General features: G+C 67.1%; 23 protein-coding genes, 1 tRNA gene and 1 pseudogene. 13 read left to right on the top strand and 12 right to left on the bottom strand.

The window, feature by feature from the left end:
* Positions 1 to 102: 102 nt before the first annotated feature.
* From ABIB42_RS12275 to ABIB42_RS12255, 5 genes are all read left to right on the top strand, one after another.
* Positions 103 to 678, top strand: a complete 576-nt coding sequence (locus tag ABIB42_RS12275) for a nuclear transport factor 2 family protein (protein ID WP_229520518.1) — start codon at positions 103 to 105, stop codon at positions 676 to 678.
* A 188-nt stretch (positions 679 to 866) separates the two neighbouring features.
* Positions 867 to 1,175 carry a hypothetical protein gene (locus ABIB42_RS12270; RefSeq protein ID WP_005669920.1) on the top strand — a complete coding sequence of 103 codons (309 nt, stop codon included), beginning with the start codon at positions 867 to 869 and terminating at the stop codon, positions 1,173 to 1,175.
* Position 1,176: 1 nt separating this feature from the next.
* A complete protein-coding gene (locus ABIB42_RS12265; protein WP_219863707.1) occupies positions 1,177 to 2,856 on the top strand; it encodes a PepSY-associated TM helix domain-containing protein in 1,680 nt (559 codons plus the stop codon).
* Positions 2,849 to 3,175, top strand: a complete 327-nt coding sequence (locus ABIB42_RS12260; RefSeq protein ID WP_219863705.1) for a DUF3325 family protein — start codon at positions 2,849 to 2,851, stop codon at positions 3,173 to 3,175. Before ABIB42_RS12265 ends, ABIB42_RS12260 begins: the two co-directional genes overlap by 8 nt.
* A gap of 226 nt (positions 3,176 to 3,401) precedes the next feature.
* Positions 3,402 to 4,040: a superoxide dismutase gene (locus ABIB42_RS12255; protein ID WP_005669913.1), complete on the top strand. Its 639-nt coding sequence runs from the start codon at positions 3,402 to 3,404 to the stop codon at positions 4,038 to 4,040.
* An 81-nt stretch (positions 4,041 to 4,121) separates the two neighbouring features.
* Here ABIB42_RS12255 and ABIB42_RS12250 read toward each other — a convergent pair whose 3' ends face one another.
* The 3 genes and pseudogenes from ABIB42_RS12250 to ABIB42_RS12240 form a co-directional block, all read right to left on the bottom strand.
* A complete protein-coding gene (locus tag ABIB42_RS12250) occupies positions 4,122 to 6,170 on the bottom strand; it encodes a TonB-dependent receptor (RefSeq protein ID WP_005669911.1) in 2,049 nt (682 codons plus the stop codon).
* Between the two features lie 112 nt (positions 6,171 to 6,282).
* A complete protein-coding gene (locus tag ABIB42_RS12245) occupies positions 6,283 to 8,022 on the bottom strand; it encodes a sensor histidine kinase (RefSeq protein ID WP_005669910.1) in 1,740 nt (579 codons plus the stop codon).
* A 341-nt stretch (positions 8,023 to 8,363) separates the two neighbouring features.
* Positions 8,364 to 8,594 (bottom strand): annotated as a pseudogene (locus ABIB42_RS12240) (hypothetical protein); the annotation flags it as partial.
* Positions 8,595 to 9,540: 946 nt separating this feature from the next.
* Between ABIB42_RS12240 and mprF the strand changes: the two are divergent.
* Positions 9,541 to 12,108 carry a bifunctional lysylphosphatidylglycerol flippase/synthetase MprF gene (gene mprF, locus ABIB42_RS12235; protein ID WP_219863703.1) on the top strand — a complete coding sequence of 856 codons (2,568 nt, stop codon included), beginning with the start codon at positions 9,541 to 9,543 and terminating at the stop codon, positions 12,106 to 12,108.
* A 98-nt stretch (positions 12,109 to 12,206) separates the two neighbouring features.
* On the opposite strand, the gene ABIB42_RS12230 is transcribed toward mprF, so the two are convergent.
* The 6 genes from ABIB42_RS12230 to cysS all read right to left on the bottom strand — a co-directional run bounded on the left by ABIB42_RS12230 (position 12,207) and on the right by cysS (position 18,407).
* Positions 12,207 to 12,299 (bottom strand) — tRNA-Ser (locus tag ABIB42_RS12230).
* 98 nt (positions 12,300 to 12,397) lie between these two features.
* Positions 12,398 to 13,645 carry an aspartate kinase gene (locus ABIB42_RS12225; protein ID WP_040777701.1) on the bottom strand — a complete coding sequence of 416 codons (1,248 nt, stop codon included), beginning with the start codon at positions 13,643 to 13,645 and terminating at the stop codon, positions 12,398 to 12,400.
* A 154-nt stretch (positions 13,646 to 13,799) separates the two neighbouring features.
* Entirely contained in the window at positions 13,800 to 15,155 is a 1,356-nt protein-coding gene (gene tilS, locus ABIB42_RS12220; RefSeq protein ID WP_219863701.1) for a tRNA lysidine(34) synthetase TilS, read from the bottom strand.
* Positions 15,156 to 15,222: 67 nt separating this feature from the next.
* Entirely contained in the window at positions 15,223 to 16,200 is a 978-nt protein-coding gene (locus ABIB42_RS12215) for an acetyl-CoA carboxylase carboxyltransferase subunit alpha (RefSeq protein WP_005669899.1), read from the bottom strand.
* 99 nt (positions 16,201 to 16,299) lie between these two features.
* A complete protein-coding gene (locus ABIB42_RS12210) occupies positions 16,300 to 17,013 on the bottom strand; it encodes a DNA-3-methyladenine glycosylase family protein (RefSeq protein ID WP_005669898.1) in 714 nt (237 codons plus the stop codon).
* A complete protein-coding gene (gene cysS / locus ABIB42_RS12205) occupies positions 17,013 to 18,407 on the bottom strand; it encodes a cysteine--tRNA ligase (RefSeq protein ID WP_005669896.1) in 1,395 nt (464 codons plus the stop codon). The genes ABIB42_RS12210 and cysS overlap by 1 nt, the downstream gene beginning before the upstream one ends.
* Before the next feature lie 269 nt (positions 18,408 to 18,676).
* Between cysS and ABIB42_RS12200 the strand changes: the two genes are divergently transcribed.
* The 7 genes from ABIB42_RS12200 (at position 18,677) to ABIB42_RS12170 (ending at position 23,827) form a co-directional block, all read left to right on the top strand.
* Entirely contained in the window at positions 18,677 to 19,345 is a 669-nt protein-coding gene (locus tag ABIB42_RS12200) for a peptidylprolyl isomerase (RefSeq protein WP_005669895.1), read from the top strand.
* Positions 19,346 to 19,402: 57 nt separating this feature from the next.
* The gene (locus tag ABIB42_RS12195; protein WP_005669893.1) at positions 19,403 to 19,894 is read left to right on the top strand and encodes a peptidylprolyl isomerase; all 492 of its coding nucleotides are present in this window, start codon (positions 19,403 to 19,405) and stop codon (positions 19,892 to 19,894) included.
* A 31-nt stretch (positions 19,895 to 19,925) separates the two neighbouring features.
* Entirely contained in the window at positions 19,926 to 20,684 is a 759-nt protein-coding gene (locus ABIB42_RS12190; RefSeq protein WP_219863700.1) for a UDP-2,3-diacylglucosamine diphosphatase, read from the top strand.
* A gap of 146 nt (positions 20,685 to 20,830) precedes the next feature.
* Positions 20,831 to 21,205 carry a GntR family transcriptional regulator gene (locus ABIB42_RS12185; RefSeq protein WP_005669890.1) on the top strand — a complete coding sequence of 125 codons (375 nt, stop codon included), beginning with the start codon at positions 20,831 to 20,833 and terminating at the stop codon, positions 21,203 to 21,205.
* Positions 21,202 to 22,122: an ABC transporter ATP-binding protein gene (locus ABIB42_RS12180; protein ID WP_184237814.1), complete on the top strand. Its 921-nt coding sequence runs from the start codon at positions 21,202 to 21,204 to the stop codon at positions 22,120 to 22,122. Before ABIB42_RS12185 ends, ABIB42_RS12180 begins: the two co-directional genes overlap by 4 nt.
* 8 nt (positions 22,123 to 22,130) lie before the next feature.
* Positions 22,131 to 23,096 carry a hypothetical protein gene (locus tag ABIB42_RS12175; protein WP_040777876.1) on the top strand — a complete coding sequence of 322 codons (966 nt, stop codon included), beginning with the start codon at positions 22,131 to 22,133 and terminating at the stop codon, positions 23,094 to 23,096.
* A gap of 5 nt (positions 23,097 to 23,101) precedes the next feature.
* Complete coding sequence (locus tag ABIB42_RS12170) at positions 23,102 to 23,827, top strand: hypothetical protein (RefSeq protein ID WP_219863699.1); 726 nt, start codon at positions 23,102 to 23,104, stop codon at positions 23,825 to 23,827.
* Positions 23,828 to 23,834: 7 nt separating this feature from the next.
* Here the strand turns inward: ABIB42_RS12170 and ABIB42_RS12165 are convergent, their stop codons facing one another.
* The 3 genes from ABIB42_RS12165 to rlmB form a co-directional block, all read right to left on the bottom strand.
* Complete coding sequence (locus ABIB42_RS12165) at positions 23,835 to 24,518, bottom strand: YceH family protein (protein ID WP_219863697.1); 684 nt, start codon at positions 24,516 to 24,518, stop codon at positions 23,835 to 23,837.
* A gap of 26 nt (positions 24,519 to 24,544) precedes the next feature.
* Entirely contained in the window at positions 24,545 to 25,285 is a 741-nt protein-coding gene (cysE, locus tag ABIB42_RS12160) for a serine O-acetyltransferase (RefSeq protein WP_005669881.1), read from the bottom strand.
* A 133-nt stretch (positions 25,286 to 25,418) separates the two neighbouring features.
* On the bottom strand, positions 25,419 to 26,162 hold the full coding sequence (rlmB, locus tag ABIB42_RS12155) for a 23S rRNA (guanosine(2251)-2'-O)-methyltransferase RlmB (RefSeq protein WP_005669879.1): 744 nt from the start codon (positions 26,160 to 26,162) through the stop codon (positions 25,419 to 25,421).
* Positions 26,163 to 26,164 lie beyond the last annotated feature (2 nt).

The following is a 26,164-nucleotide window of genomic DNA, read 5'->3' as shown; positions in this document are numbered from 1 at the left end:
TGATGGCTGGAGCGTCCCGCCCGGCGGGATGGCAAAAATTTGTTACAAGTTTACGCGCAAGAATTTATATACTTGCGCCGTGCGAACATTCATTTGTCTACCATGCGAATCCTGCCCTTCCTGCCGTGCGCCCTGCTCTGCCTCGCCGTGTTCCAGCCAGCCGCCGGCATGGCGGAAGACGTCACCCTGTCCGGCGCGCCCAAACCCGCATCCGCCGTATCCATGCCGGGTATGACCGGCGCCGCGCGTGATGTCGAGGCCATGCGCGAGGCCATGCGCGCGGCCGTGCGCGCGGCCGAGCAGCGGCGCGCCCAGGCCGTGTCCAGCCGCGACGTGGCCACTCTGCGGCACCTGATCAGCCGCGACTATTACCACGTCGAGACGCGCGGCCGCGCCCGCACCAGGACCGAGTTCCTGCAACTGCTGACGCGCGACGAATACGAGTTCCGCTCCTACGAAGTCGACGATACCGAGATCCGGATGCTCGACAATGGCCAGGCGGCGCTGGTCACGGGCCGGTTCCGGGCGGCGGCGCAGGGCGCCGACGGTCCCCGCGACCTGCGCGGACGGTATGTCCGCATGTGGGTGCTGGGGCCGGAGGGATGGCGCAATACCATGCAGCAGACCACCGAAATCCGCCCGCTCGCGGCCCAGCGCGACCTCCGGACACAGCGCTGAGCCCTCGCCCCTTCTCCTGGCCGGCCAGACGGGCCGGCACGGCCTCCGATGCTTGTCGGCCACGGCCACGTTCAATTTCCATGTGACTGCTTGTCAAGGCGACGTGATGCATCTATCATGAGAATGATTATCATTTGCTGTCTCATTTACAGCTTCCATCATTCTTGCCACGCCCAACCAGCGCGACCATGACCTCACTCACTCTGACGCCCCGCCACATCGCCTCGCGCACCGCGGTGGCCATCCTCGGCGGCTACGCCTTCACCTGGGGCGTCGTCGCCCTGGGCATCGCCCTGCTGTACAGCGCCGGCATGGAATTCCACGATGCCGAGCACCTGTCTTACATTATCGGTTTCCTGGTCTTCCTGACCGCCTTCCTGGTGGCCTTCGCCACCCAGGGGCTGCGCAAGGTAGCGCTGGTGCTGGTGGGCGGCGGCGCGCTGATGAGCGCGGTGGCCTGGTGGCTGCAGAGCCTGATCATTGCGTCGGGGGTCTGACATGTTTCCCAACTTCCGCCATACGATGGCCTGGCTGCACACCTGGTTCGGCCTGGCGCTGGGCCTGGTGCTGATGGTCGTGTTCTTCTTCGGCTCGCTGTCCGTGTTCGACCGCGAGATCGACCGCTGGGCCATCCCCGACACCCGCTACGAACCGCAGCCGATGCCGTCGTTCGACAAGATGCTGGCGCCGATCTTCAAGGAGATGCAGCCCGACGCCGCGGCCCGCGCCATGACGGCGCCGCTGGCCGACGGCCCGCTGCCGGCCCACTTCGACACGCCGCGCAGCTGGGGCGCATACACCACCCACCGCGATCCGGTGCTGCTGCTGTTCGCCGGCTACGAAGTGCCGAATGCGAAAGACCATGAAACGTCGATCTGGGCCAACCGCACGGTCGATCCGCGCACGGGCGAGGCCCTGCCGGTGGACCGCCTCAAGATCGGCAGCGAATTCTTCTATCCGCTGCACTACAGCCTGACCCTCGACTGGAAGAACGTCGGCTACTGGATCGTGGGCTTCTCTGCCCTGATGATGCTGATGGCCCTGGTCACCGGCGTCATCATGCACCGCAAGATCTTCCGCGAACTGTTCACCTTCCGCCCGAACAAGAGCACCCAGCGCAGCATGCTCGACCTGCACAACCTGACCGGCGTCGTGGCCCTGCCCTTCCACTTCTTCTTCGCCTTCACCGGCCTGGTGATCTTCGCCTATATCTATTTCCCGGTCACGCATACCCAACTGACCCCGCTGCACGACCGCCATGAAATGATGGAATCGAAGGAAACCGGCCTGCCGCACGACCGCGCCGGCGTGGCGGCCCCGCTCGCCTCGGTCGACGCCATGGTGGCCGAAGCGCAGCGCCGCTGGGCCGCCAAGGGCATGGCCGGCGACGTCGGCTACCTGAACATCCAGCACGTGGGCGACGCCAACGGCTATGTCAGCGTGTACCGCGCCGGCACCGACCGCGTCCAGCTGACCGGCGAAGGCATCCACTTCAAGGCCTCCACCGGCGAGCTGCTGCGCGAGGATCCGCCGCCGACCGTGGTGGCGCGCATCAATGAATTCCTGACCGGCCTGCACCTGCAGCACTTCAAGCACTGGCTGCTGCGCTGGCTGTACGTGCTGGGCGGCCTGTCGGGCGCGGCCTGCATCGCCACCGGCCTGTTCTTCTTCGTCGAGAAGCGCAAGCGCCAGCACGCCAGGCAGGGCGTGAGCGGCGCGCGCGTGGTCGACGCGCTGGCCGTCACGGTCGTCACCGGCATGCTGGTGGCCACCCTGACGATGCTGATCGCCAACCGCCTGCTGCCCGACGTCATGCCGGCCGGCTGGCCGCTGCGCGGCGCCATGGAGAAATACCTGTTCTGGGGCAGCTGGGTGGCGGCTGGCGCGCACGCCTTCTGGCGCACCGCCGCGGTCGCCGAGGGCCGCCTGGCCCCGGCCTGGCGCGAGCAGTGCCTGGCCATCGCCGTGCTGGCGGTGACGGCGCCGGTGCTCAACTGGATCACCACCGGCGACCACCTGCTGCGCACGGTCGCCTCCGGCTACTGGCCGGTGGCCGGCGCCGACCTGTTCATGCTCACCAGCGCCGCGCTGGCGCTGCTGGCCGCGCGCAAGCTGCGCCAGCGCGCAGCGCGCCCGCTGGCGCTCAAGAACGTGACCCTGGAGGCCGGCCATGCCTGACGCGCTGCTCCTGCTGCTGGCCCTGCTGGCCTGCGTCGCCGGCATGGGGTGGCTCGCCCTGTCGATGAACGTGCACTGGACCCAGGCAAGGGGCGCGGCGCCTCTTTCCCCGGCCCTGGCCAAGACCCTGCGCCTGGGCGGCGCCGCCGCCCTGCTGCTGTCGCTGGTGCTCTGCCTGACGGTGGATTCGCCGTCGATCGCGGTGCTGGTATGGTTCATGGCGCTGGCCGGCGCCACGCTCACGATCGCCTTCACGCTCACCTGGCGCGCCAGCATCCTCGGGATGCTGGTATTCTGGACAGGATCAGGCGCCCGGTGAGTCATCCCTGGGGTGCGCGGCCGCACGCCCCGTCCTGCTTGCCGGTTTTGCCCGCATGGCACGTCGCTGGAACGGCGCGATCGAGAGGGTCGCGCATTTCACTTGACCTCAAGCACGCTTGAGGTTGTGTAATACGACCTGACCATGCAAACCGCGGGACCGACCGGTCCCGGTGCAACGTTTCATGCCGGAACAGTGTTCCCAACCATCTGAACGGAGAATGATCATGCCTTATGCACTGCCGCCACTGCCGTACGCCTACGATGCCCTCGAGCCGCATTTCGATGCGCGCACGATGGAAATCCACCACACCAAGCACCACCAGACCTATATCACCAACGTCAACAACGCCCTGGCCGAGGCCAGCGTGGCCGAGGTGCCGGTCGAAGAACTGATCAGCAATATCGGCGCGCTGCCGCAGAACATCCACACCGTGGTGCGCAACAACGGCGGCGGCCACGCCAACCACGCGCTGTTCTGGACCGTGCTGAGCCCGGATGGCGGCCAGCCTTCGGGCAAGCTGGCCAAGGCCATCGAGGACGACCTCGGCGGATTCGACCGGTTCAAGGACGCCTTCACCAAGGCCGCCCAGACCCGCTTCGGTAGCGGCTGGGCCTGGCTGACCCTGGGCAAGGACGGCAAGCTGCTGGTCGAAAGCAGCGCCAACCAGGACAATCCGCTGATGGGCGAGTTCGCCGGCATGTCGGGCGGCACGCCGATCCTGGGCCTGGACGTGTGGGAGCACGCCTATTACCTGCAGTACCAGAACAAGCGTCCTGACTATATCGCGGCCTTCTTCAACATCATCAACTGGGCCGAAGTCGAGCGTCGTTACGATGAGGCGTTGGGCAGCCAGGCCGGCTAAGTCGACCGGCTGCTGAAAAAGGGCGCGCCCTCCGGCGCGCCCTTTTGCATGCGACTGTCGATCCAACCGCCCGCCGCGGACTTACAGTTTCACGTTCAGCGATACATACGCCGCGCGACCGTTGCCCGACGAATACATCGGTTGGGCCTGACCGGCCGGCCACCAGTACTCGTCGTACCACGCATATTCGTAACGACGGTCGGCCAGGTTCTTGACCTGCAGGTCGATGCTCACGCGTGGCGTGATTGCATACGACACATTGGCATCGAACAACACGAAGCCGCCGTACTTGCCGAGCTGGTTCGCACGGTCGATGTAGTAATCTCCCTGCGCCCGGCCCTGCAGGCCGAGGTGCCAGCGCTCGGACGGATGGTAGTCGAGGCCGACGTTGCTGATGTAGCGCGGCGTCGAAAACAGTTCCTTGCCGGCCAGCGAAACGCCGGCGTCGGTCATGGCGCTCACCGCCTCGGCCTTCTGGAGCGAATGCGACGCCCAGACCTGGAGCCGGTCCGACAGGCGGCCAGACAATTGCAGGTCGATGCCCTCGCGCCGCGTCTCGCCGAGCGCCACCGAGGTGCCGGTGGCCGGCATGTTCGCCGCCTCGCCGGAGGCGTCCTGGCGCCAGATCGCCAGGCGCAGGTCGGAACGCGCGCTCGGCTTGAGCTTGATGCCGATTTCCTTGCCGGTATTGCTCGAGGCGTCGAACGGCCCCTGCCCCGGCAGCAGGTAGGCCGGCATGACCGATCCGGTCAGAATCTGGAAGGTGCGGCCCCAGTTGGCGTACACGCTGACGTCCTCGGCCGGGGAGTACACCATGCTCAGTTTCGGCTGCTTGATCCAGCCGTAGTCCTGCAGGCCGGCCGATCCGCCGCCGGGCAGCGGATTGCTGCCGGTGAAACGGTCGACCCGGTAACCCGGCACGATGCGCAGCGTGTCGGTGGCCTTGATCACCGCCTGGGCGTAGGCGCCAACGTTGTTCAGGTAATAGCGGTCGTCGTTTTGCACCCGCGCCGGATTGCTGAAATCGGTCGGCATCGCATACGCGTAGCGTGAACGCTTGTAGAAATTGTTCTGGCGCTCTGTGTTCACGCCGCCGTCGACCGTGACACGCTCGCTGGCGCGCCAGGTCAGCGTGCTCATGAAGCCGAACTGGTGCTCATCCCACTCGCGGCGCTGGCGCGGCCCGTTGCCTTCCGGGTTGCTGGTGAAGGTGACGCGGCGGTCGTCGTGGTAATCGTTGTAGTACAGCTTGTTGCTGAGGAAGGCGTCTTTCGAGATTTGCCAGTCCAGGTGGGCACTGGCGTGGTTCATCTCGCGGTAGGTGATGTCGTTGACGTTCTTGGCCGGCGACTGGCGCCGGTCGGCGGCCAGTTCGGTGGCGGTCAAAAAGCCCGGCTCGTCGGCGTCATGCTTGTAGGTGCGCAGCACGATGCCGCCGGTGAGCGACTTGTCCTTCGACGTGAGGAACCACTTGCCGGCCGCCGTGTAGCGCTCCGAATCGCCGTGGCTGCGGCGGTAGCTGTTGGCATCCTGTCTTGCCAAGACATAGTTCTGGGAAAAGCCGTCGGCCTCGCGCCCATAGACCAGTTGGGCTTCGCGCGTGTCGAAGCTGCCGACGGTGAAACGGCCGTCGAAGTAGTTGCCGCCCTGGCGCGTCCCGAGGTTGATGTTGCCGCCGATGTTGTGCAGACCGTAGCGCGGGTCGTTGGTGCCGCGCACCACTTCGACATAGTCGACTTCGAGCGGGAAGATCATATCGATGAAGCGCTGGTTGCCGCTGTTGACATTGCTCGGAATGCCGTCGATCAGCACCTTGATGGCGTTGATATACCCTTCGCCATTGAAGGCGCGGAAGGTCGCCTTGCCCGACTCGGCGCCCATGCGGGTTTCGGTCATCTGGGTGCCCGGCAGCTGCCCGACCAGTTCCCAGCTGCTGGCGACGTGCTTGTCCTCGATCTTGTCGGCGCCGAGCACGTCGACCGAGGTCAGCACGGTGCTCGGACGCAGCGCGCCGGCGTCGCGCTGGGCGCTGACGCGCACTTCGCCCATCACGATCGTGGGGTCGGCGGCGTGGACGGCGGACGCGAGCGAGGACAGGCCCAGCGCTAGGGGGAGGAGCTTTGTTTTCATTATTGAAGTAGAGGAGTACGACGGGAAAGGATGCCAGGGCATCGATTCGATAATGATATCCCATTCTCAATAATTCGGGCAAGCCACACCAGCTTCCGGCTGCGTCTCCTGCTCAGAACGGGCGACCCCGGTAAGCCATGCGCGCCGGCAGCGTCAGCGCCACCCGCGTGCCGCGCCATCCCTCCCGACCGCCGCCGCTGTGGATGTCGAGCCTGGCGCCGATGCGCTCGGCGCGTTCGCGCATGCCGCGCAAGCCCCAGTGGTCGGGGCGGCCCTGCTCGCGCAGCCAGGCCGGATCGATGCCGCGGCCGTCGTCCGTGACCGTCAGCACGAAGGCGGAGCGCCGGTACACGACCTCGATCCTGACCTGCGCGGCCCGGGCATGGGCGAAGGCGTTGCGCAGCGCCTCGAGACCGATCCGGCAAACCTCGTCCAGGACGGCCGGCTGCAGGCGTCGCACCGTCCCACGCACCGCGAATGCGAAGCCGCAGGCCCATTGCGCGGCCAGTTCCTCGCCGGCCGCCGCCAGCGCCTCGTGCAGCTCGCGCGTGTCGAGCGGACCGCCACGCAGCGCGCGCACGCGCTCGCGCCCCTCGACCAGCACCTGGTCGGCGCGCACCAGGGCTTGTTCCAGGCGCGCGCGGGCGGGCGCGTCCGTGGGCAGCGTGTCGGCCGCCGCCTGGAAGCGCAGCACCAGTCCGTGCACGCCCTGCAGCAGGGTGTCGTGCAGCTCGCGCGCGATGCGCTCGCGTTCGCGGTGGCGTTCCTGCAGGCGGTCGCGCACGCGCTCGGCGGCGCGGCGCGCCGTGGCCCGGTAGGCCAGCCGCAGGGCGGCCAGCGCCAGCACGGCGGCGCCGGCCAGGAACAGCGGATGACGGTAGAACGCCTGCGCCACCCTGAACGGCAACACCGCCTCGCGCGGGCTTGGCACGCCATCCTTGTTCAGGGCGATGACGCGAAAGCGATAGGCGCCCGGCGCCAGGCCGGTATAGATGGCCTGGCGCGCACGGCCGGCGTCCACCCAGTCGGTGTCGAAGCCATCCAGCCGGTAGCGAAACCCCAGGCGCTCCGGCGCGGCCAGGCTCGGCGCCGTGTAGTCGATGGCGATGCGCTGCGCCTGTGGCGCCAGACCGAGCGAGGCAGCGGGGTCCACCCGGGCGCCGTCCACGCTGACCGCCTCGATCCCGACCATCGGCCCGGGCTCGGCGGGCGGCAGGCGCGCGGGGTCGAGCGACACCACCCCGCCGCTCGTGGAAAACCACAGCCGGCCATCGGCGCCGCGCACGGCGGTCGGCAACGGCAGCACCTGGTGCGGATCGTTCGCCAGGCCGCCCAGCGCGTCGAAGGAACGATAACGGATCCGGTGGCCGGGCCTGGCCATCGCGCGCCGCAGCTCGGCGGCGCCGATCTGGAAAATGCCCGCCCTGGCATGCAGCCACAGGTCGACATCGGCAGCCCCGGTGGCCGCCGCGACCGGGACGATGGCATAGATGTTGTCGAACGCGCCGTCGTCCGGCAGCGGCAGGCGGCGCAGGCGGCCCGCTTCGACATACGCCAGGCCATGCTGGCCGCCGACCCAGGTGCGGCCCGCGTGGTGCGCCAGCGCGGTGACATGGCCAAGGTCGTCGGACGCGCTCCAGCGCAGCGTCTGCCCGCCGCGGCGCGCTTCGAGCAGGCCGTCGCGGTAGCCGAACCACAACCAGCCGTCGGGCGCGGCCAGCGCGCTGACCGGCATGCGCTGGCTGCCGCGCCCTGGCGCCACGGGCGCGCGCACCCATCCTTGCGCCTCGCGCCGGAACAGGCCCACCTTGTTGATCGAGACCCACAGCACGCCCTGCGCATCGCGCGCCATCGCGCGCACCGGCGCCTGGCCGGCGGCGCCGGGGGCAGGTCGGCCACGAATTCCAGCCGGGCGCCGCGCGCGCGCCAGATGCCGGCCGGACCGGCCATCCAGATGCCGCCTTCGGCGTCGCTGATGGCGCTGTTGACCGGCGCCGGCATTGCCAGCGCCCGCACGCTGCCGCCCTGCAGCCGCAGCGCCGAGCCGCTGCCCGGACCGCCCCACAGGCTGCCGTCGCCGCCGGCGGCCAGCGCCACGTTCAGCGCGCCGGGCGGGAACGCCGACGGCGCCAGGATGCGCGGCCGAAAGCGGTCCAGGCCGGCATTGGTGCCGACCCACAGATTGCCGGCGCGATCCAGGTGCAGCCGCCACACGAAGTCCGAGCTCAGGCCGTGCCTGGCCGTGAAGCGGCTGGCGCCGGCCAGCGCCGCCAGGCCGTCCGGGCGCGCCACGTGCAGCAGGCCGCGGCCGGCCGTGCCGAGCCACAGGCCGCCGGCGCCGTCGAACACGAGGCTGGTTGCGGGCGCATCGAGCGGCGCCGTGCCGGACGACAGCCCATTCTCGTGCAGCACCACGCGGTGCATCCGGCCGCCCCGGCGCTCGGCCAGCCACAGCGCGCCATCGGGCGCCTGCGCGATCTGGCTCACGCCATCGAGCCGCAGGCCGGTGTCGGTGAAGCGCCCGGCGCCCTCGCGCAGGTAATGGAGCTTGCGTTCGCCGGCAACCCACAGCACGCCGTCGCGGTCGACGAACACGGCGCGGGCGCCGGCCTCGTCGACACCCTGGTCGCGGCCGATGCGCCGCCAGGCGCCGTTCACCCGCCGCGCCAGGCCGTCCTCGGCGGCGGCCCAGATGGCCCGGCCCCGGTCCAGCGCCAGCCCGTACACCACCCCGGCCGGGGCGCCGGGGCCGCGCTCGCGCGCGAGGGCGGCCCCGGGACGGGCCAGCGCCACGCCGCCGCTGCGCAGGCCCACCCACAGGGCGTCGCCCTGGGCCAGCAAGGACGACACGATGGCGGGCGCCCCGCGCGCGCCGGGTGGCTGGCGCCGGAAGCGCAGGCCGTCGAAACGCACCAGCGAGTCGTTGGTGCCGAGCCAGAGATAGCCGTCGGCGCCGTGGACGATCGCGCCGACCTGGCTCGGCCCGCCGTCGGCCGACAGCCAGCGCCGGTGCTCCAGGCGTTCGGGCGCATGCTCCTGCGCCGCCGCCGGCATGGCCATGCCGACGGCCACCAGCAAGGCGAGCGCGCATGCCGCCAGCGCGGGCGATCCAGGCCGGCCCGGCCACCGGCGAAAGCCTCGATGTTGCAGGATTTCCATTGCCCGATCATAGCATCGGGACTGACTGCGGCCGCATCCGTCGTTGCGCTATCCGCCCCCGCCGGACCGACATGCGCCCGCTCCCACCACATGAACCGGCCCGCAGGACGGAACCACCGCGTCCGGCGCGGCTCGAACGGAAGATGCCGGCGCCCGTGCCCGGCGAGCACATCCCACATCCACCCATCCGCATGGACACGAGGTCCACACCGTGAGCGCCGCCCCGATCGCCAGCCGGCAGGCCGGACTGCGCAGCTGGCTGCCGCCGCTGGTCGCGGCCGTGCTCCTGTGCGCGGCAGTCTGGGTCCTGCACGGCGAACTCCAGCAGATCCGTTATCGCGACCTGCAGGCGGCGCTGGCCCGCCTTGGCGCCGGGCACCTGCTGCTCGCCCTGCTGTGCTGCGCGGCCAACTACCTGGTCCTGAGCTGCTACGACCAGCTGGCCTTCGTCTACATCGGCAAGCGCATCGCACGCGCGCGCATCGCCCTGACCGCTGTCATCGGCTACGCGATCAGCAACAGCGTCGGCTTCGCACTGCTGTCGGGGACGGCCGTGCGCCACCGCTTCTATTCGCGTTGGGGCGTAGGCGGCGCCGACCTGTCCCGGATCGTGGCGCTGAATGGCATCACCTATTGGCTTGGCCTGCTGGCTTTGGGCGGCTGGAGCCTCGTCAATCACCCGCATGCCTGGCTCCAGGGCGAACTGGCGCAACGCGGCGCGCAGTGGCTCGGCCTGGCCTGCCTGGCGCTGGTGGGCAGCTACCTGTTCCTGCCGCTGGCGCGCAAGACGCCGCTACGGGTGCGCGGCTTCGATATGCGAATCCCGCCGCTGCCGCTCACGCTGGCCCAGCTGCTGGTGTCGATGACCGACTGGATGCTGGCGGCCGGCATCCTGTATGTCCTACTGCCGGATGCGCCGCCCTACCCCGTCGTGCTTGGCGCCTTCCTGGCAGCTCAACTGGTGGCGCTGGCCAGCCACGTGCCCGGCGGGCTCGGCGTCTTCGACGGCATCGTGGCGCTGCTGCTGGCGCCGTACCTGCGCGCCGACCAGATCGTGGCGGCGCTGCTGCTGTACCGCCTGGTCTATTATCTGCTGCCGCTGAGCCTGGCGCTGGTCCTGCTGGTCGGCGACGAGACGCGGCGCCGGCGCGGGCGCCTGCAGCAGCTCGGCCAGTCGCTGGGCCAGCACTCGGTGCGGCTCGCGCCCAGGATCCTGGCGCTGTTCACCTTCATGGGCGGCCTGCTGCTGCTGGTCTCGGGCGCCACGCCGGCCGCGCACGAACGGCTGCACTGGCTGTCGCGCCTGTTTCCGGTCGGCCTGTTCGAAGCGTCGCATTTCATCGGCAGCGTCGTGGGCGTGGCCCTGCTGCTGCTGGCGCAGGCGATCGCGCGCCGCATCCGGCTGGCCTGGCAGCTCGCCGTCGGCGCGCTGGCCGCCGGCATCGCGGCCTCGCTGCTCAAGGGCGGCGACTGGGAAGAAGCGACGCTGCTGGCCTTGCTATTGCTGGTGTTCGCGCCGAGCCGCCGCCTGTTCGACAGGCGCGCGGCGCTGTTCGACACCCGTTTCTCGCCCGGCTGGATCGTCGCGATCGCGGCCGCCTTCGGCGCCTCGCTGTGGATCGGCATGTTCGCCTATCGCCACGTCGACTATTCGCACGAGCTGTGGTGGCAGGTGGCGCTGCACGGCGACGCGCCGCGCTTCCTGCGCGCCAGCCTGGGCGTCGCCGTGGCGCTGTTTGCCGTCGGGGTCGCGCGCCTGCTCCGGCCACCGCCGCACCTGGCCGAACCGCCATCGAGCGCGGCGTTGGCCGACGCCGAGCGCATCGTGCGCGCCCAGGGCGCGACCTTGCCCTACCTGGCCTGGCTGCGCGACAAGGAACTGCTGTTCAACCCCGAGCGTACGGCCTTCATCATGTACGGCGTGCGCGGCCGCACCTGGGTGGCGCTGGGCGATCCGGTCGGCCCGCCGTCCGCCGCCGCGTCCTTGACACGCGACTTCGTCGAGCGCGCGGATGATGCCGGCGCCACCCCGGTGTTCTACCAGGTGCATCCGGAGCAGCTGCACTGCTACGCCGACCTGGGGCTGGCGTTCGCCAAGTTCGGCGAGGAAGCGCGCATCCGCCTCGAGGGGTTGTCGCTGGCGGGAGGCCGCTTCAAGGAATTGCGGGCGGCCATGCAGCGCCTGAAGCGCGAGCACGTGGATTTCCGGATCGTGGCGCCGGAATCCGTGCCGGCGATCCTGCCCCAACTACGCTCAGTGTCGGATGACTGGCTGGCCGGCAAGGCGGGCGGCGAAAAGGGATTCTCGTTGGGTTTCTTTGCCGATGATTACCTGAAGCGGCAACCGGTCGCGGTGCTCGAACGCGAAGGCCGCATCGTGGCCTTCGCCAACCTGTTGTGCGGGCCCACCGGCGAGGAACTGTCGATCGACCTGATGCGCTTCATGCACGCGGCGCCGCGCGGCCTGATGGATGGCCTGCTCACCCATGTCTTCCTGTGGGGCCAGGAGCACGGCTACCGCTGGTTCAATCTCGGCATGGCGCCGCTGTCCGGCGTGCGCCCGTCGCGGGCCACGCCCATGTGGAACCGGCTGGCCGGCTTCGTGTACCGGCATGGGGAGTCGTTCTACAAATTCCAGGGGCTGCGCGCGTACAAGGAGAAATTCCATCCGGTGTGGGAGCCGCGGTATATCGCCTATGCGAGCGGGAAGTTTCTTCCGGCGCTGCTGGCCGATGTGGCGGCGCTGTCGGCACGGGGGTATGCGCGGATTTTTCTGTAGATTGCTGGGCCAGCACACCGGTGGCTTTGGGCAGATATTCGCCCGACGGACCCAACAATGAAAAAAGCCACCTTGCGGTGGCTTCTCTCTTTGAAACTTGGCGGAGACGGTGGGATTCGAACCCACGATACGGGTATAAGCCGTATGCTTCCTTAGCAGGGAAGTGCCTTCGGCCACTCGGCCACGTCTCCCATCAGAACCGGCGTTTGCACGTCAGCGCTGAGTGCAGGCATCTTAAGGGCTGGACCTCATTGCGTCAAGGACGCACGCCCAAAAATTTTGAAATTTGTTAACCTTGCTCCAGGCCAAATGCCTTGTGCAGCGCGCGCACTGCGAGCTCCATATACTTCTCGTCGATCAGCACCGAAATCTTGATTTCGGAGGTCGAGATCATCTGGATGTTGATGCCCTCTTCCGACAAGGTGCGGAACATCTGCGACGCCACGCCGACGTGGCTGCGCATGCCCACGCCCACCGCCGACACCTTCGACACCTTGGCGTCGCCCAGCACCTTGGTGGCGCCCAGCGCCTGCTGCTGGCTCTCCAGAACGCCCATCGCGCGCACGTAGTCATTGCGCGGCACGGTGAAGGTGAAATCGGTCTTGCCGTCCACCGACTGGTTCTGGATGATCATGTCGACTTCGATGTTCGCGTCGGCGATCGGGCCCAGGATGTGGTAGGCCACGCCCGGCTTGTCCGGCACGCCCAGGACGGTGATCTTTGCTTCGTCGCGATTGAACGCGATGCCGGAGATGACGGCTTGTTCCATATTGCTTTCTTCCTCAAACGAAATCAGGGTGCCGGACTGGGCTTCTTCTTCCAGCGGCATCAGGGGATCGGTCAGCGACGACAGCACGCGCGTCGGCACCTGGTAGTTACCGGCGAACTCGACCGAGCGAGTCTGCAGCACCTTCGAGCCCAGCGAGGCCAGTTCGAGCATTTCCTCGAACGTGATCTTCGACAGGCGGCGCGCCTCGTCCACCACGCGTGGATCGGTCGTGTAGACGCCGTCGACGTCAGTGTAGATCAGGCATTCCTCGGCCTTCAGCGCGGCCGCAATCGCCACTGCCGAGGTATCCGAGCCGCCGCGACCCAGGGTCGAGATATTGCCTTCTTCATCCACGCCCTGGAAGCCGGTGATGATGACGATCTTGCCGGCCGCGACGTCGCGCAGCACGCGGCTGTCGTCGATCGACTGGATGCGCGCCTTGGTGAACGAGGAGTCGGTGCGGATGCCCGCCTGCCAGCCGGTGTACGACACCGCATCCTTGCCGATGGCCAGCAGTGCCATGGCCAGGAGGCCAACCGACACCTGCTCGCCGGTCGAGGCGATCATGTCCAGTTCGCGCGGGTCGGGTTGCGGCATGATTTCCTTGGCCAGACCAATCAGGCGGTTGGTCTCGCCCGACATCGCGGACGGCACAACGACGATTTGGTGACCTGCGTCATGCCACTTGGCCACCCGGGCCGCGACATTCTTGATACGGTCCGTCGAGCCCATCGACGTCCCGCCATATTTGTGGACAATTAAAGCCATATCAGGAAGGGTTCCAGCTTGTGTAAAGAGAAAAGAAGACTATTAATGTAGCATGCTGCAACGCGGCATCACAAGGCTTGGAGATCGAAAAAGCTATATGGAAAGAAAATAACCTAATGCGTTTTCGGAATACACTTGCTTATACAATCTAGCTTCAGTTCACTTCCCAGCGCAGCGCGATCAGCTCCTGCCCGACCGCCGACCAGTGCCGGCAATCCATGCCGATGCCCGCGGCGAACAGCAGGTCGAGGTCGCGGCTGACCGTCGGCAGCCGCTCGCGTTCCCACGCCGGCACGCCCAGCGCCTGGTAATGCGCCTTCAGGCTGCGCGACGGCCGGTTGGCCGCGGGTTTCAGGCGCTCGCCGCCCTTGCGGAAATCGATGGTCAGGGTTTGCGCGCGCAGCCAGGCCGCATCGAAGCCCTGCTGCGCCGTCTCGAAGTGCAGCACGCCGCCGTAGTCCGGGAAGGCGATCGACGCCTCACCCTGCCAGCGGAACGCTTGCCCTTCCCTGTCGAGCACGCCGATATCGTCGGGATCGCGCATGCCGGCCAAGTCCGGCAAGTGCGGCGTGAGATACAGCTTGCCGCGGTGGCGGCGGATATGGCAGCCCGGATGCGTGACCTTCAATTGCGCATCCTCGCGCGCCGAGAACAGCTGCGCCACCATCTCGTTCAGCCAGGCGGTCGACGGCATCGCCAGGCCGCGCACCATGAACAGGTGGCGCATGAAGTTGTCGATGCGGTCGGCGCTCAAGCTGCCAAGACAGGCCAGGTCGATGGCGTCGCCATCCTGGCAGGCCGCCAGGTCCTGGGCCGCCAGCTCGTCGAGCAGGCGCTGGGCCGAGGCCACGTGGGCCGCGCCGCGCGCCAGTCGCGCCTGGAAGCCGGGGAAGTTCGCCGCCAGCGCCGGCATCACCTGGTGGCGCAGCGCGTTGCGCGTATAGCGCGGGTCCTGGTTCGACTCGTCCTCGACCCACTGCAATCCATGCTCGGCCGCATACGCTTCCAGGGCGGCGCGCGGCTGCGACAGCAAGGGCCGCGCCATCGGCAGGCCGGCGACACCCAGCAATCCTGGCGCGAGATTGTCGGCATCCATGCCCGACAGGCCGGCCGGCCCCGAACCGCGCAGCAATTGCAGCAGCACGGTCTCGGCCTGGTCGTCGAGATGGTGGGCGGTCAGGAGCAGATTGGCGCCATGCGCGCGGCACATCTCGCCCAGCGCGGCGTAGCGCAGCTTGCGCGCCGCGGCCTCGACGCCGGAACCGTCATGCCCGATCGTCACCCGGCGCTGGTCGAAACCGATGCCGAGCGCCGCCGCACTGCGCTCGCAATGCGCGCGCCAGTCGTCGGCATGCGGGCTCAGTCCGTGATGAACGTGGAAGGCATGCAGCCGCACGCCATGCTGCGCGCACCAGTCGTGCGCCAGCCGCAGCAAGACCATCGAATCGAGGCCGCCGCTACACGCAACTGCGATGGATTGGGGGGAGTATTTGGCGCGCAAGCCGGACATGGCTTGCGCGAACGATGCCGGGACCAGCCCGGCCGGGTTGGCCCCGCTGTTGGAACGGCTCAGAGGATTACTCCTCGCGCGGCAGCGTTTCCTTGAACTTGCCATAGCTCATCAGCTTCGCGTGACGGGCTTCCAGCAAGTCCTTGGTTTTCATGCCCTGGAACTGGCGCAGCGAATCGGCCAGCGCGCGCTTGAGCATTTGCGCCATCTGCGCCGGATCGCGGTGGGCGCCGCCGAGCGGTTCGGTGACGATCTTGTCGACCAGGCCCATCGCCTTCAGGCGGTGCGCGGTCAGGCCCAGGGCTTCGGCGGCGTCGGCCGCGCGTTCCGAGGTCTTCCACAGGATCGAGGCGCAGCCTTCCGGCGAGATCACCGAGTAGGTGGAGTATTGCAGCATCAGCACCGCATCGCCGACGGCGATCGCCAGCGCGCCGCCCGAACCGCCTTCGCCGATGATGGTGGCGATCAACGGCACCTTCAGTTCGGCCATGACGTACAGGTTGTGACCGATCGCTTCGGACTGGCCGCGCTCCTCGGCGTCGATGCCGGGGAATGCGCCGGGCGTGTCGACAAACGTGAAGATCGGCAGGCCGAATTTTTCCGCCAGCTTCATCAGGCGCATCGCCTTGCGGTAGCCTTCGGGCTTCGGCATGCCGAAGTTGCGCATCGCGCGCTCTTTGGTGTCGCGGCCCTTCTGGTGGCCGATCACCATGCATGGCTGGCCGTTGAAGCGGGCCAGGCCGCCGATGATCGACTGGTCGTCGGCGAAGGTGCGGTCGCCATGCAGCTCATGGAAATCGGTGAAGATCGCGTTCACGTAGTCCATCGTGTAAGGACGCTGCGGGTGGCGCGCGATCTGCGACACTTGCCACGGAGTCAGCTTGGCATAGATGTCCTTGGTGAGCTGCTGGCTCTTCTTGTCCAGGCGATCGATCTCTTCGGAGATGTCGACAGCGGAATCGTCTTGTACGAAACGCAGCTCTTCAATCTTGGAATCGAGCTCGGCAATCGGCTGCTCAAAATTGAGGAAAGTTGTTTTAGTCATTGTACCTCCGGGGTAATGTCTTGGCCGCGCTCCGTTATGCGCGGCGGATCAGGGCGCTATTCTACCGTAAGCCGACAGCATATCGAACGCCTGAATTGCTCAGTTGGCGGGCGATACGGTGGATGCAACCGGGTCCAGGCTGCGCCACAAATACCATGTAGCAACCGTGCGCCAGGGTTCCCAGTTGGCGGAGACCTCGCGCGCATCGCTGCGCGAGACCGGCTCGCCCGAGAAATAGTTTTGGCTGATGCCCTGGATCAGGCCGGGGTCGTCCAGTGGCAGGACGTTCGGCCGCAGCAGATTAAATATCAAAAACATCTCGGCTGTCCAGCGCGTGATGCCGCGGATCTGGACCAGCTCGGCGATGACGGCTTCGTCATCCATTTCCGACCACAGGTCGGCATGTACCCGCTTGGCCTTGAAATGGTCGGCCAGGTCGAGGATGTATTCGGTCTTGCGCTTGGACAGGCCGCAGCCCGACAGCTGCGCCGCCCCCAGCTTGAGCACCTGGCTCGGCGCCAGTTTCGGGCAGACGGCAAGCAATTTGCCCCAGGCCAGGTCGGCCGCTTTCGGCGTCACCTGCTGGCCGACGATCGACCGCGCCAGCGTGATGAACGGGTCGGGCTGGCCGCGCAGGTGCAGGTCGCCGAACTGGGGGATCAGCTTGTTCATGATGCGGTCGCGCTGCATCAGTTCGCGCTTGGCCTCGGCCCAATAGATCGGCACCGCCAGCGCATCCTGCGCCGGCAGCGCAGGCGACTCCACGCTGGCGCCTGCGGCGGCGCCGCCGGCCTTGTCCTTGTTGGCTGCCATTATGCGCGGCGCCAGGTCGTTCCGTCGGCCTTGTCTTCCAGGACGATGCCGGCTGCCGTGAGTTCCTTGCGGATCGCGTCGGCCTGGGCGAAGTCGCGTGCGGCCTTGGCGGCCGCGCGGCGCGCGATCGCATCGAGGATCGCCGCTTCATCGAGCCCGCCACTGCCCGGCGTGCCCGCCTGCAGGAAGGCTTGCGGCGCGCGCTCGAGCAGGCCCAGCACGGCGGCCAGCGCCTTCAACTGGCGTGCAGTCTCGACCGACTTGCCGCGATTGACTTCGCTCGCCAGGTCGAACAGTTCGGCCACCGCCAGCGGGGTGTTGAAATCGTCGTCCATCGCGTCGCGGAAGCGCTTCGCGTGCGCTTCGTCCCAGTCGACGGCCAGTTCGCCATCGCCCAGGTCGACGTCGGCGAGCGCGGTGTACAGGCGCGTCAGCGCGCCCCTGGCGTCGTCGATGTGCACGTCCGAGTAATTCAGCGGGCTGCGATAGTGGGCGCGCAGGATGAAGAAGCGCACCACTTCGGCGTCGTACTTCGCGAGGACTTCACGGATGGTGAAGAAGTTGCCCAGCGACTTGGACATCTTTTCGTTATCCACGCGCACGAAGCCGTTGTGGATCCAGTAGTTGACCATCGGGCCGCCGAAGGCGCCTTCGGATTGCGCGATCTCGTTCTCGTGGTGCGGGAACTGCAGGTCGGCGCCGCCGCCGTGGATGTCGAAGTGCTCGCCGAGCGTGGCGCACGACATGGCCGAGCACTCGATGTGCCAGCCCGGACGGCCGCGGCCCCACTGCGAATCCCATTTGGCCTCGAGCGGTTCGGATTCCTTGGCGGCCTTCCACAGCACGAAGTCGAGCGGATCGCGCTTGGCCGTCTTGACGTCGACGCGCTCGCCGGCGCGCAGGTCGTCCAGCGACTTGCCGGACAGCTTGCCGTAGCCGTCGAAACCGCGCACGGCGTAGTTGACGTCGCCATCCTCGGTTTGATAGGCCAGCCCTTTTTGCTCGAGCTTCTCGATGATCGACAGCATGTGCGGCACGTATTCGGTGGCGCGCGGCACCACGGTCGGGGGCAGGATGCCGAGCGCGTCCGTGTCTTCGTCCATGTATTTCTCGAAGCGCTTGGTCAGCGCGCCGATGGTCTCGCCATTCTCGACCGCGCGCCGGATGATCTTGTCGTCGATATCGGTGATGTTGCGCACGTAGTTGACTTCGTAGCCGGATGCCATCAGCCAGCGGTACACGACATCGAAAGCCATCATCATTCGCGCGTGGCCGACATGGCAGTAATCGTAGACGGTCATGCCGCATACATACATGCCGACCTTGCCTGCGACCTTGGGAACGAATACCTGCTTGTCACGCGCGAGCGTGTTGTAAATCTTGAGTTGGCTCATTGAGTTCCGTTTCGGAAGAGGAGCGCCGGGCGCAGCGCAAGCCGCAATAGCCACCCGGCGCAGCAGTGGGCGCGCATCGGGCGGGTGCGGCGTCGGGTTCGCCTGGCTCCTCGGTGTTGTTCTTATTTGATAGAATGGGGCGCTTGACTACGAACGCCTTTCGTAAAGTATAGCATTGATAAAATCCCGGCTGGCCGCCTACGGTCCAGCTTTATTTTTCGGGAAAACCCTTGACAGCGCCTTGCGCGAGGTCCATCAGAGGAAGCCAGATGTCGTCATCGATCACCCGCCGATCCCTGCTCGCCCGCATGACGGGCGCCACCGCCCTGCTCGCCTGCGGCCTGCTGTTCGCAGGCGCCGCGCCGGCCCAGGAAGCCTTTGATCCGGCGGCAGCGCCCGAGGCCAGCTCGGCCCCGGCCATGGTCGGCCCGCAGTATGCGATCAAGACCACCATGGGCGAGATCGTCGTCCAGCTCGACCAGGAAAAAGCCCCCAAAACCGTCGCCAACTTCGCCGCCTACGCCAAGTCGGGTTTTTACAAGGGCACGATCTTCCACCGCGTGATCGACGGCTTCATGATCCAGGCCGGCGGCATGAACGAGAAATTCGAGGGCCGCAAAACCCTCAAGCCGGTGAAGAACGAGTCGGATAACGGCCTGTCGAACCAGCCCTATACCATCGCCATGGCGCGCGAGGACAACCCCGACAGCGCGACCTCGCAATGGTTCATCAACGTGGCCGACAATTCCGGCATCGACCATCCCTTCGTCAAGGGCTCGGGCTATACCGTGTTCGGCAAGGTCGTGAAGGGCCAGGAGGTGGTCGACAAGATCAAGGGCGTGGTCGTCGACGACGTGCGCGGCATGCAGAACGTGCCAGTGGTGCCGATCAAGATTACGAACGTCACCCTGCTGAAGGGCGACAAGCTAGTAAAATAACGGTTTTGCCGCAGTTGCAATACCGGGCAAACAACAACCCATAGAACAGGACAAGCCATGACGACCATTCTCATCACCACCAACCAGGGCAATATCACCGCCGAGCTGGACGCCGAAAAAGCACCGAAGACCGTTGCCAACTTCCTCGACTACGTGGGCAAGGGCCACTTCACCAACACCATCTTCCACCGCGTGATCAAGGACTTCATGATCCAGGGCGGCGGCTTCGAGCCAGGCATGAAGCAAAAAGCCACCGAAGCGACCGTCGAGAACGAAGCCAAGAACGGCCTGAAGAACGACAAGTACACGCTGGCCATGGCCCGCACCTCGGCGCCGCACTCGGCATCGGCCCAGTTCTTCATCAACACCAAGAACAACGCCTTCCTCGACTACCCGGGCCAGGACGGCTGGGGCTACGCCGTGTTCGGCAAGGTGACCGAAGGCCAGGACGTGGTCGACGCGATCAACGGCGTCAAGACCACCCGCAGCGGCATGCACTCGGACGTGCCGGTCGACGCGGTCATCATCGAAAAGATCGAAGTGCTGTAATGCGCGGCGCGCACTGGCACCGGTCAATCCGATGACGTGTACTGGGCGCCCGTTCGCGCTGTTCATCTCCGACCTGCACCTGCAGGTCTCGCACCCGCGCACGCTGGAGGCCTTCCTGGCCTTCATGAAGGAGCGCGCGGTGCAGGCCGAGCGGCTCTACCTGCTCGGCGACATCTTCGAATACTGGGCCGGCGACGACGACCTCGCCGACCCGTTCAACGCGCAGGTGGTCGCCGCGATCCGCACGGTGGCCGACGCCGGCACCGCCGTCTACTGGATGGCCGGCAACCGCGATTTCCTGGTCGGCGACGCCTTCGCCCAGGCCGCCGGCCTGCAGCAGCTGGCAGACCCGCACGTGATCGAGGCCGGCGCGCGCCGCGTGGCCCTGCTGCACGGCGATGCCCAGTGCACGCTCGACACGCAATACATGGCGTTTCGCGCCCAGGTGCGCCAACCCGCCTGGCAAGCCAACTTCCTCGGCATGCCGCTGGCCCAGCGCAAGGCGATCATCGCCGGCCTGCGCCAGGGTTCGCGCGACGCCCACACCGGGAAAGCGTACGAGACCGTGGACGTCACGCCCGATGCGATCGACGCCGTGTTCCTCGAGACCGGGGCCGACGTCATCATCCATGGCCATACCCACCGCCCCGCCGTGCACGAGCATGGAAAGAAGCTGCGCTACGTGCTGCCCGATTGGGAACTCGACGCCGAGCCGATGCGCGGCGGCTGGTTCGCGCTGCACGCCGACGGCAGTATCGTGCGCCACGACTTTACCGAACTGACGCAGTAGGAACGGCGATGTCGGGATGAAACCCGACGTCTGCATCTTTACATTTACGCCTATGGTGTTATAGTTCACTACAACACCACCGCAATACATCACCAAGGAGGCATGCATGAGCATTACACTGCAAGGCGCCGTGAGGGAGGCCACCGATGAGCGCCGACTGGAACGATAGCACCCCGATCTACCGCCAGCTCAAGGAGCGGGTGGTCGGCATGATGCTCGACGGCGTGTTGAAAGCCGGCGACGCCCTGCCCTCGGTGCGATCGATCGCCGCCGAGTACCAACTGAACCCGATAACAGTGTCGAAGGCATACCAGGAACTCGTCGACGAGCGCCTGGTGGAAAAACGAAGGGGAATAGGCATGTACGTCACCGAGGGAGCAAGCGAAAAACTGCTGGCAAGCGAACGCGAACGTTTCGTCCGCGAAGAGTGGCCGGCCATGGTCGAGCGCATCCGCCGCCTGGGGCTGGATGTCGAACAGCTGCTGCGCGACAGCGGCAATCCACAGGGAGGTGCGGCATGAACACCGTTCAAGACGCGGTCCATGACACGTCTGCGAGCCCGGCCTCCGGCGCCGTCCTGTCCGCACGCGGCTTGACCAAGCGCTACGGCAAGCAGGTGGCGGTCGACGGCATCGACTTCGAGATTCCGGCCGGGCGCATCGTCGGCCTGATCGGCCCCAATGGTTCGGGCAAGACCACCACGCTCAAGGCGGCCCTGGGCCTGATCCCGTTCGAGGGCGAGCTGTCCGTGCTGGGCCTCGATCCGCGCACCCGGCGCGACGACCTGATGAAGGACGTGTGCTTCATCGCCGACGTCGCCATCCTGCCGCGCTGGCTGCGGGTCAAGGACGCGGTGGACTTCGTGGAGGGCGTGCATCCGCGCTTCGACCGCAGCAAGGCCGAACGCTACATCGCCAACACCAGGCTGAGGCCAGGCATGAAGGTCAAGGAAATGTCGAAGGGCATGGTCGTGCAGTTGCACCTGGCGCTGGTGATGGCGATCGACGCCCGGCTGCTGGTGCTGGACGAGCCGACGCTCGGACTCGACATCCTGTATCGCAAGCAGTTCTACCAGCACCTGCTCGAAGACTACTTTGACGAACAAAAAACCATCGTCATCACCACCCACCAGGTGGAAGAAGTCGAGCACATCCTGACCGACCTGCTGTTCATCCGCGACGGCAAGATCGCGCTGGCGGCCTCGATGGAAGAGATCGGCCGGCGCTACGTCGAGGTGATGGTGCCGAACGAAAAGGCCGCCGCGGCGCGCGCCCTGCAGCCGCTCGACCAGCGCGCCATGTTCGGCAAGTCGGTGATGCTGTTCGATACCGAGCGCGCGGGCGGCCTGTCGCGCAGCCAGCTCGAAGCCCTCGGCGAAGTGCGCCACCCGAGCGTGGCCGACCTGTTCGTCGCCACCATGAAAGGAAGCTACGCATGAACACGCACATGAGCACGATGAAATGGCTGATCCGGCGCGAACTGTGGGAACACAAGGGCGCGTTCGTCTATGCGCCGCTGGCGGTGGCGGCGGCCCTGGTGCTGCTGCTCGGCGGCGGCTTCCTGTACGCGTTGTCCTCCTCCGCCTTCCATATCCAGCACAATGGACAGCAGATGATCACGATCGAGGGCGTCCCGCCGGAGATGGTCGCCAAGGCGGCGGCGATGGCGGCCTCGAGCTACCTGGCGATCACGGCGCCGCTGTTCCTGGTGCTGCCGGTGGTGGTGTTCTTCTACTGCCTGGCCGCCCTGCACGACGAACGGCGCGACCGCAGCATCCTGTTCTGGAAGTCGCTGCCGATGTCGGACGGGCAGACCGTGCTCTCGAAGGCCGCGGTCGCGCTGGTGGTGGCGCCGTTGCTGACGGTGGCGATCGGCATCGCCACGTCCCTCGTGCTGCTGGTGCTTGGCCTGCTGGCCAGCGCGGTCAAGGGCGTCAACCTGATCGCCCCGGTGCTGGCCAACGCGAACTTCTACCTGTCCCCGCTCTACCTGCTGGCCTTCGTGCCGCTGTACATCCTGTGGGCGCTGCCGACGGTCGGCTGGCTGCTGCTGGTGTCGAGCTGGGCCCGCTCGAAGGTGTTCCTGTGGGCGGTGGGCGTGCCCCTGGTGGCGCTGGCCCTGCTGGCCTGGTTCGACTTCCTGGTCGGCCGCTTCTCGGGGCTGAGCCTGAACGTCAAGTGGTTCGGCGAAGAAGTGGTGGCGCGCATCCTCGGCGGCCTGATGCCGGGCATCTGGTTCGGCGAGGTCAATGGCAGGGCGCTGGCCGAACAGAATGCCGGCTTCGACGCGCCGATGCTGCTCGGCCTGTCCTACGGCACGCTGGCCTCGCCCGCGGTGTGGATCGCCGCCGTCGCCGGCTGCGCGATGATCTACGGGGCGATCCGCCTGCGCCGCTGGCGCGACGAAGGCTGAGCGCGATGCGCGTCCTGCCTGCGCTGCTGGCTGGCGCGCTGTTCGGCGCCAGCCTGGCCAGCGCTGCCGATCGCAGCGCGCCGGACAATCCGGATACGATCAACGTCAATGCGGTGCGCGATCCGGAAGTCCGGCGCTACACGTCGATCCTGGCCGGACTCGACGCCTTCGACCATCACCATCACCTCGCGCCTGGCGTCGACGCCCTGCGCTTTCGGGTCCAGCCACCGCGCGATCCCGCGTCCGACGCCACCGTCCGTGTGCGGCTCGAGGGCGATGGCGGTTTCGTCTTGCCGATCGCGCCGGATGCGCGCGGCGAGTACGTGGTGCCGCGCAGCGAAGAAGCGAAGGCCGCGAACAGTGAGCTGGTGCTGAACCAGAAGAGCAGCCGCTATCGCATCCAGCCGCATGTGCGCACCCCGGGCCTGCCGGAAAACGTGCGCCGGCTGGGCGACCTGCGGCTCGAGTGCAAGGTGTGGGTGGCGATCTCGAAGAACGAGATCGGCCTGATGTGGACGCTGACCATCAACGGTCTGCTGCGCACCCGCGACTGGTGCACCTTTCTCGACAAGGGGAAGGCAGGCTATGCCTTCCACGTGCGGGAACGGCTCGTGCGCGCCATACTGCACGAGGGAAACCGCAGCGCGTTGCTCGAATCCCGCCGGCGCAGCTTCATGGCGCCGCTCCATGACATGTCGTGGAGCGACGAGGCGCTGGTCGAACTGGAATAAGAAACGCCTACTGGAACTGCTGGCGAAACGCCTCGAACTGGGCCTTGAGCTCACCCATCTGGCCGCGCAGCGACGCCACTTCTTCTTCGAGCTGGGCGATGCGGCCGCCCTGGGTCAGGCCGCTCGCGCTGCTGGACGTCTGCTCGCTGCCGGCGACGATGGTGATCTCGCCGCCCAGCAGGTGGCCGTAGCGCGATTCCTTGGTGCCCGGCGCGCGGTCGAGCTTGACCACCAGCGGCGGGTATTTGTCGATCAGGAACTGCAGCGCCGTCTCGACATCCTGCACGCTCTTGAACTCGTGCAGGCGCCCGCTGCGGGTGCGGATTTCGCCGGCGGTCTGCAGGCCGCGCAGCATCAGGACCGTGAGCACGGCCAGCTTGTCCTGCTCCAGCGTCCACTTGATGCGCATCCGGTGCTCGTACTTCACCACGCGGGCGCCGGCCTGCGAGATGGCACCCACCAGCTTGCGTTCGGTGAGGCGCTGCAGGGTGTCGAGCACGATGTCGTCCGACAGCTGCATCACCGGATCGCGGCTCGACAGCTGGTTGCAACCGTTCACGATCGCGTTCAGCGACATCGGATAGTTATCGGGGGTCAGCGCTTCTTTTTCGGCCAGCACGGCCAGCACGCGCAGCTCTACCGGGTCAAGCACGGCTGCGGCGTCGGCGCCGCCAGTCGCTTCGTTCGTCATGCGATTCCTTCATCTACTTAATCTACTTAATCGACCAACCGGTTCAGTTGTTCCGAGTCGAGTTTATCACCCTCCTGCACGCGCGGGCAGCACAGGCCGGCCGCGCGCACCGTCTCGGTGAGGCGCTCGATCTGCTCGTCCTGGCGCGCGGCATGGTCGATCAGGCCGCGCAGGGCTTTCGACAGCGGGTCGTCGCCGTTGGGCGTAACGCCATAGGCGGCGAACATGCGCGCGCTGCGCGACTGGTCTTGTTTCTGGATCAGGTGGGCCGGATTGCCGACCGCTGTGGCGCCGGCCGGCACCGGCTTGACCACCACCGCGTTGGAGCCGATCTTGGCGTATTCGCCGACCGTGAAGGCGCCCAGCACCTGGGCGCCGGCGCCGACGATCACGCCGCGCTCGAGCGTCGGATGGCGCTTGGTGCCGGCCACCAGCGTGGTGCCGCCCAGCGTGACGCCCTGGTAGATGGTGCAGTCGTCGCCGATCACGGCGGTCTCGCCGATCACCACGCCGAAGCCGTGGTCGATGAAGACCCGGCGGCCGATCGCGGCGCCGGGGTGGATCTCGATGCCGGTGACGATGCGGGCCAGGTGCGCGATGAAGCGGCCGAGCCATTTCAGGCCCATGCGCCAGCAGGCGTGGGCCCAGCGGTGGGCGACGATGGCGTGCAGGCCCGGATAGCAGGTCAGCACTTCCCAGCCGTTGCGGGCGGCGGGATCGCGCTCGATGATGTTGCGAATGTCTTCGCGCAGTCGTGAGAAAAACATGGTGACGCTCAGGATGGAACGGCTTTCATGGTAGCCGATCCGGGAATGGAATGCTCGTGGGGATGTTGCTGCGAAGGGAAGCGGCCTGGACGCGATGCCAGGCCGTTGCAGCCATACTACTCGGGCGAGAACATCAGCCTTCGCGCGCGATGCGCTGGCGGCGCGCCTCGTACAGGCAGACGCCCGAGGCGACCGACACGTTCAGGCTCTCGACCGAGCCGAACATCGGGATATTGACCAGCACGTCGCAGGTCTCGCGCGTCAGGCGGCGCATGCCCTCGCCTTCCGAACCCATGACCAGGGCGGCCGGGCCGGTGAAATCGGCTTCGTACAGGCCGCGTTCGGCGTCGTCCGAGGTGCCGATCAGGAGGATGTCGCGCTCCTTCAGCTCGCGCATGGTGCGCGCCAGGTTGGTGACGGTGATGTAGGGCACGGTCTCGGCCGCGCCGCTGGCGACCTTGGCGGCGGTGGCGTTCAGGCCGACCGCGCGGTCCTTCGGCACGATCACCGCGTGCGCGCCGACGCCGTCGGCCACGCGCAGGCAGGCGCCCAGGTTGTGCGGATCGGTGATGCCGTCCAGGATCAGGAGCAGCGGCGGACCCTCGATGGCGTCGAGCAGCTCGTCCAGGTTGCGCGCCAGCGCCAGCTGGCTGGCGAAGGCAATCACGCCCTGGTGGCGGCGGGTGCCGGTGATCTTGTCGAGGCGCGAGGCGTCGACCGGCATCACACGCACGCCGGCCGCCTTCGCATTGGCGATCAGGTCCTTCATGCGGCCGTCGTTGCGCTCGGCGTCGACGAAGATCTCTTCCACCGACTGGGCCTCGTGACGCAGGCGCGAGGTCACGGCGTGGAAGCCGAAAATCATTTTATTTTTCATTC

It is taken from the genome of Massilia sp. UYP32, assembly GCF_050434365.1.
Lineage (GTDB): Bacteria > Pseudomonadota > Gammaproteobacteria > Burkholderiales > Burkholderiaceae_D > Telluria > Telluria timonae.
This window is presented reverse-complemented; position numbering and strand designations above follow the sequence as displayed.

What these genes read in the sequence shown, in the direction of transcription:
- ABIB42_RS12275 (WP_229520518.1), top strand. Translation starts at nt 103, where the DNA reads ATGCGAATCCTGCCCTTCCTGCCGTGCGCCCTGCTCTGCCTCGCCGTG.
- ABIB42_RS12270 (WP_005669920.1), top strand. Translation starts at nt 867, where the DNA reads ATGACCTCACTCACTCTGACGCCCCGCCACATCGCCTCGCGCACCGCG.
- ABIB42_RS12265 (WP_219863707.1), top strand. Translation starts at nt 1,177, where the DNA reads ATGTTTCCCAACTTCCGCCATACGATGGCCTGGCTGCACACCTGGTTC.
- ABIB42_RS12260 (WP_219863705.1), top strand. Translation starts at nt 2,849, where the DNA reads ATGCCTGACGCGCTGCTCCTGCTGCTGGCCCTGCTGGCCTGCGTCGCC.
- ABIB42_RS12255 (WP_005669913.1), top strand. Translation starts at nt 3,402, where the DNA reads ATGCCTTATGCACTGCCGCCACTGCCGTACGCCTACGATGCCCTCGAG.
- ABIB42_RS12250 (WP_005669911.1), bottom strand. Translation starts at nt 6,170, where the DNA reads ATGAAAACAAAGCTCCTCCCCCTAGCGCTGGGCCTGTCCTCGCTCGCG.
- ABIB42_RS12245 (WP_005669910.1), bottom strand. Translation starts at nt 8,022, where the DNA reads ATGGCGCGCGATGCGCAGGGCGTGCTGTGGGTCTCGATCAACAAGGTG.
- ABIB42_RS12225 (WP_040777701.1), bottom strand. Translation starts at nt 13,645, where the DNA reads ATGGCTTTAATTGTCCACAAATATGGCGGGACGTCGATGGGCTCGACG.
- tilS (WP_219863701.1), bottom strand. Translation starts at nt 15,155, where the DNA reads ATGTCCGGCTTGCGCGCCAAATACTCCCCCCAATCCATCGCAGTTGCG.
- ABIB42_RS12215 (WP_005669899.1), bottom strand. Translation starts at nt 16,200, where the DNA reads ATGACTAAAACAACTTTCCTCAATTTTGAGCAGCCGATTGCCGAGCTC.
- ABIB42_RS12210 (WP_005669898.1), bottom strand. Translation starts at nt 17,013, where the DNA reads ATGGCAGCCAACAAGGACAAGGCCGGCGGCGCCGCCGCAGGCGCCAGC.
- cysS (WP_005669896.1), bottom strand. Translation starts at nt 18,407, where the DNA reads ATGAGCCAACTCAAGATTTACAACACGCTCGCGCGTGACAAGCAGGTA.
- ABIB42_RS12200 (WP_005669895.1), top strand. Translation starts at nt 18,677, where the DNA reads ATGTCGTCATCGATCACCCGCCGATCCCTGCTCGCCCGCATGACGGGC.
- ABIB42_RS12195 (WP_005669893.1), top strand. Translation starts at nt 19,403, where the DNA reads ATGACGACCATTCTCATCACCACCAACCAGGGCAATATCACCGCCGAG.
- ABIB42_RS12190 (WP_219863700.1), top strand. Translation starts at nt 19,926, where the DNA reads ATGACGTGTACTGGGCGCCCGTTCGCGCTGTTCATCTCCGACCTGCAC.
- ABIB42_RS12185 (WP_005669890.1), top strand. Translation starts at nt 20,831, where the DNA reads ATGAGCGCCGACTGGAACGATAGCACCCCGATCTACCGCCAGCTCAAG.
- ABIB42_RS12180 (WP_184237814.1), top strand. Translation starts at nt 21,202, where the DNA reads ATGAACACCGTTCAAGACGCGGTCCATGACACGTCTGCGAGCCCGGCC.
- ABIB42_RS12175 (WP_040777876.1), top strand. Translation starts at nt 22,131, where the DNA reads ATGAGCACGATGAAATGGCTGATCCGGCGCGAACTGTGGGAACACAAG.
- ABIB42_RS12170 (WP_219863699.1), top strand. Translation starts at nt 23,102, where the DNA reads ATGCGCGTCCTGCCTGCGCTGCTGGCTGGCGCGCTGTTCGGCGCCAGC.
- ABIB42_RS12165 (WP_219863697.1), bottom strand. Translation starts at nt 24,518, where the DNA reads ATGACGAACGAAGCGACTGGCGGCGCCGACGCCGCAGCCGTGCTTGAC.
- cysE (WP_005669881.1), bottom strand. Translation starts at nt 25,285, where the DNA reads ATGTTTTTCTCACGACTGCGCGAAGACATTCGCAACATCATCGAGCGC.
- rlmB (WP_005669879.1), bottom strand. Translation starts at nt 26,162, where the DNA reads ATGAAAAATAAAATGATTTTCGGCTTCCACGCCGTGACCTCGCGCCTG.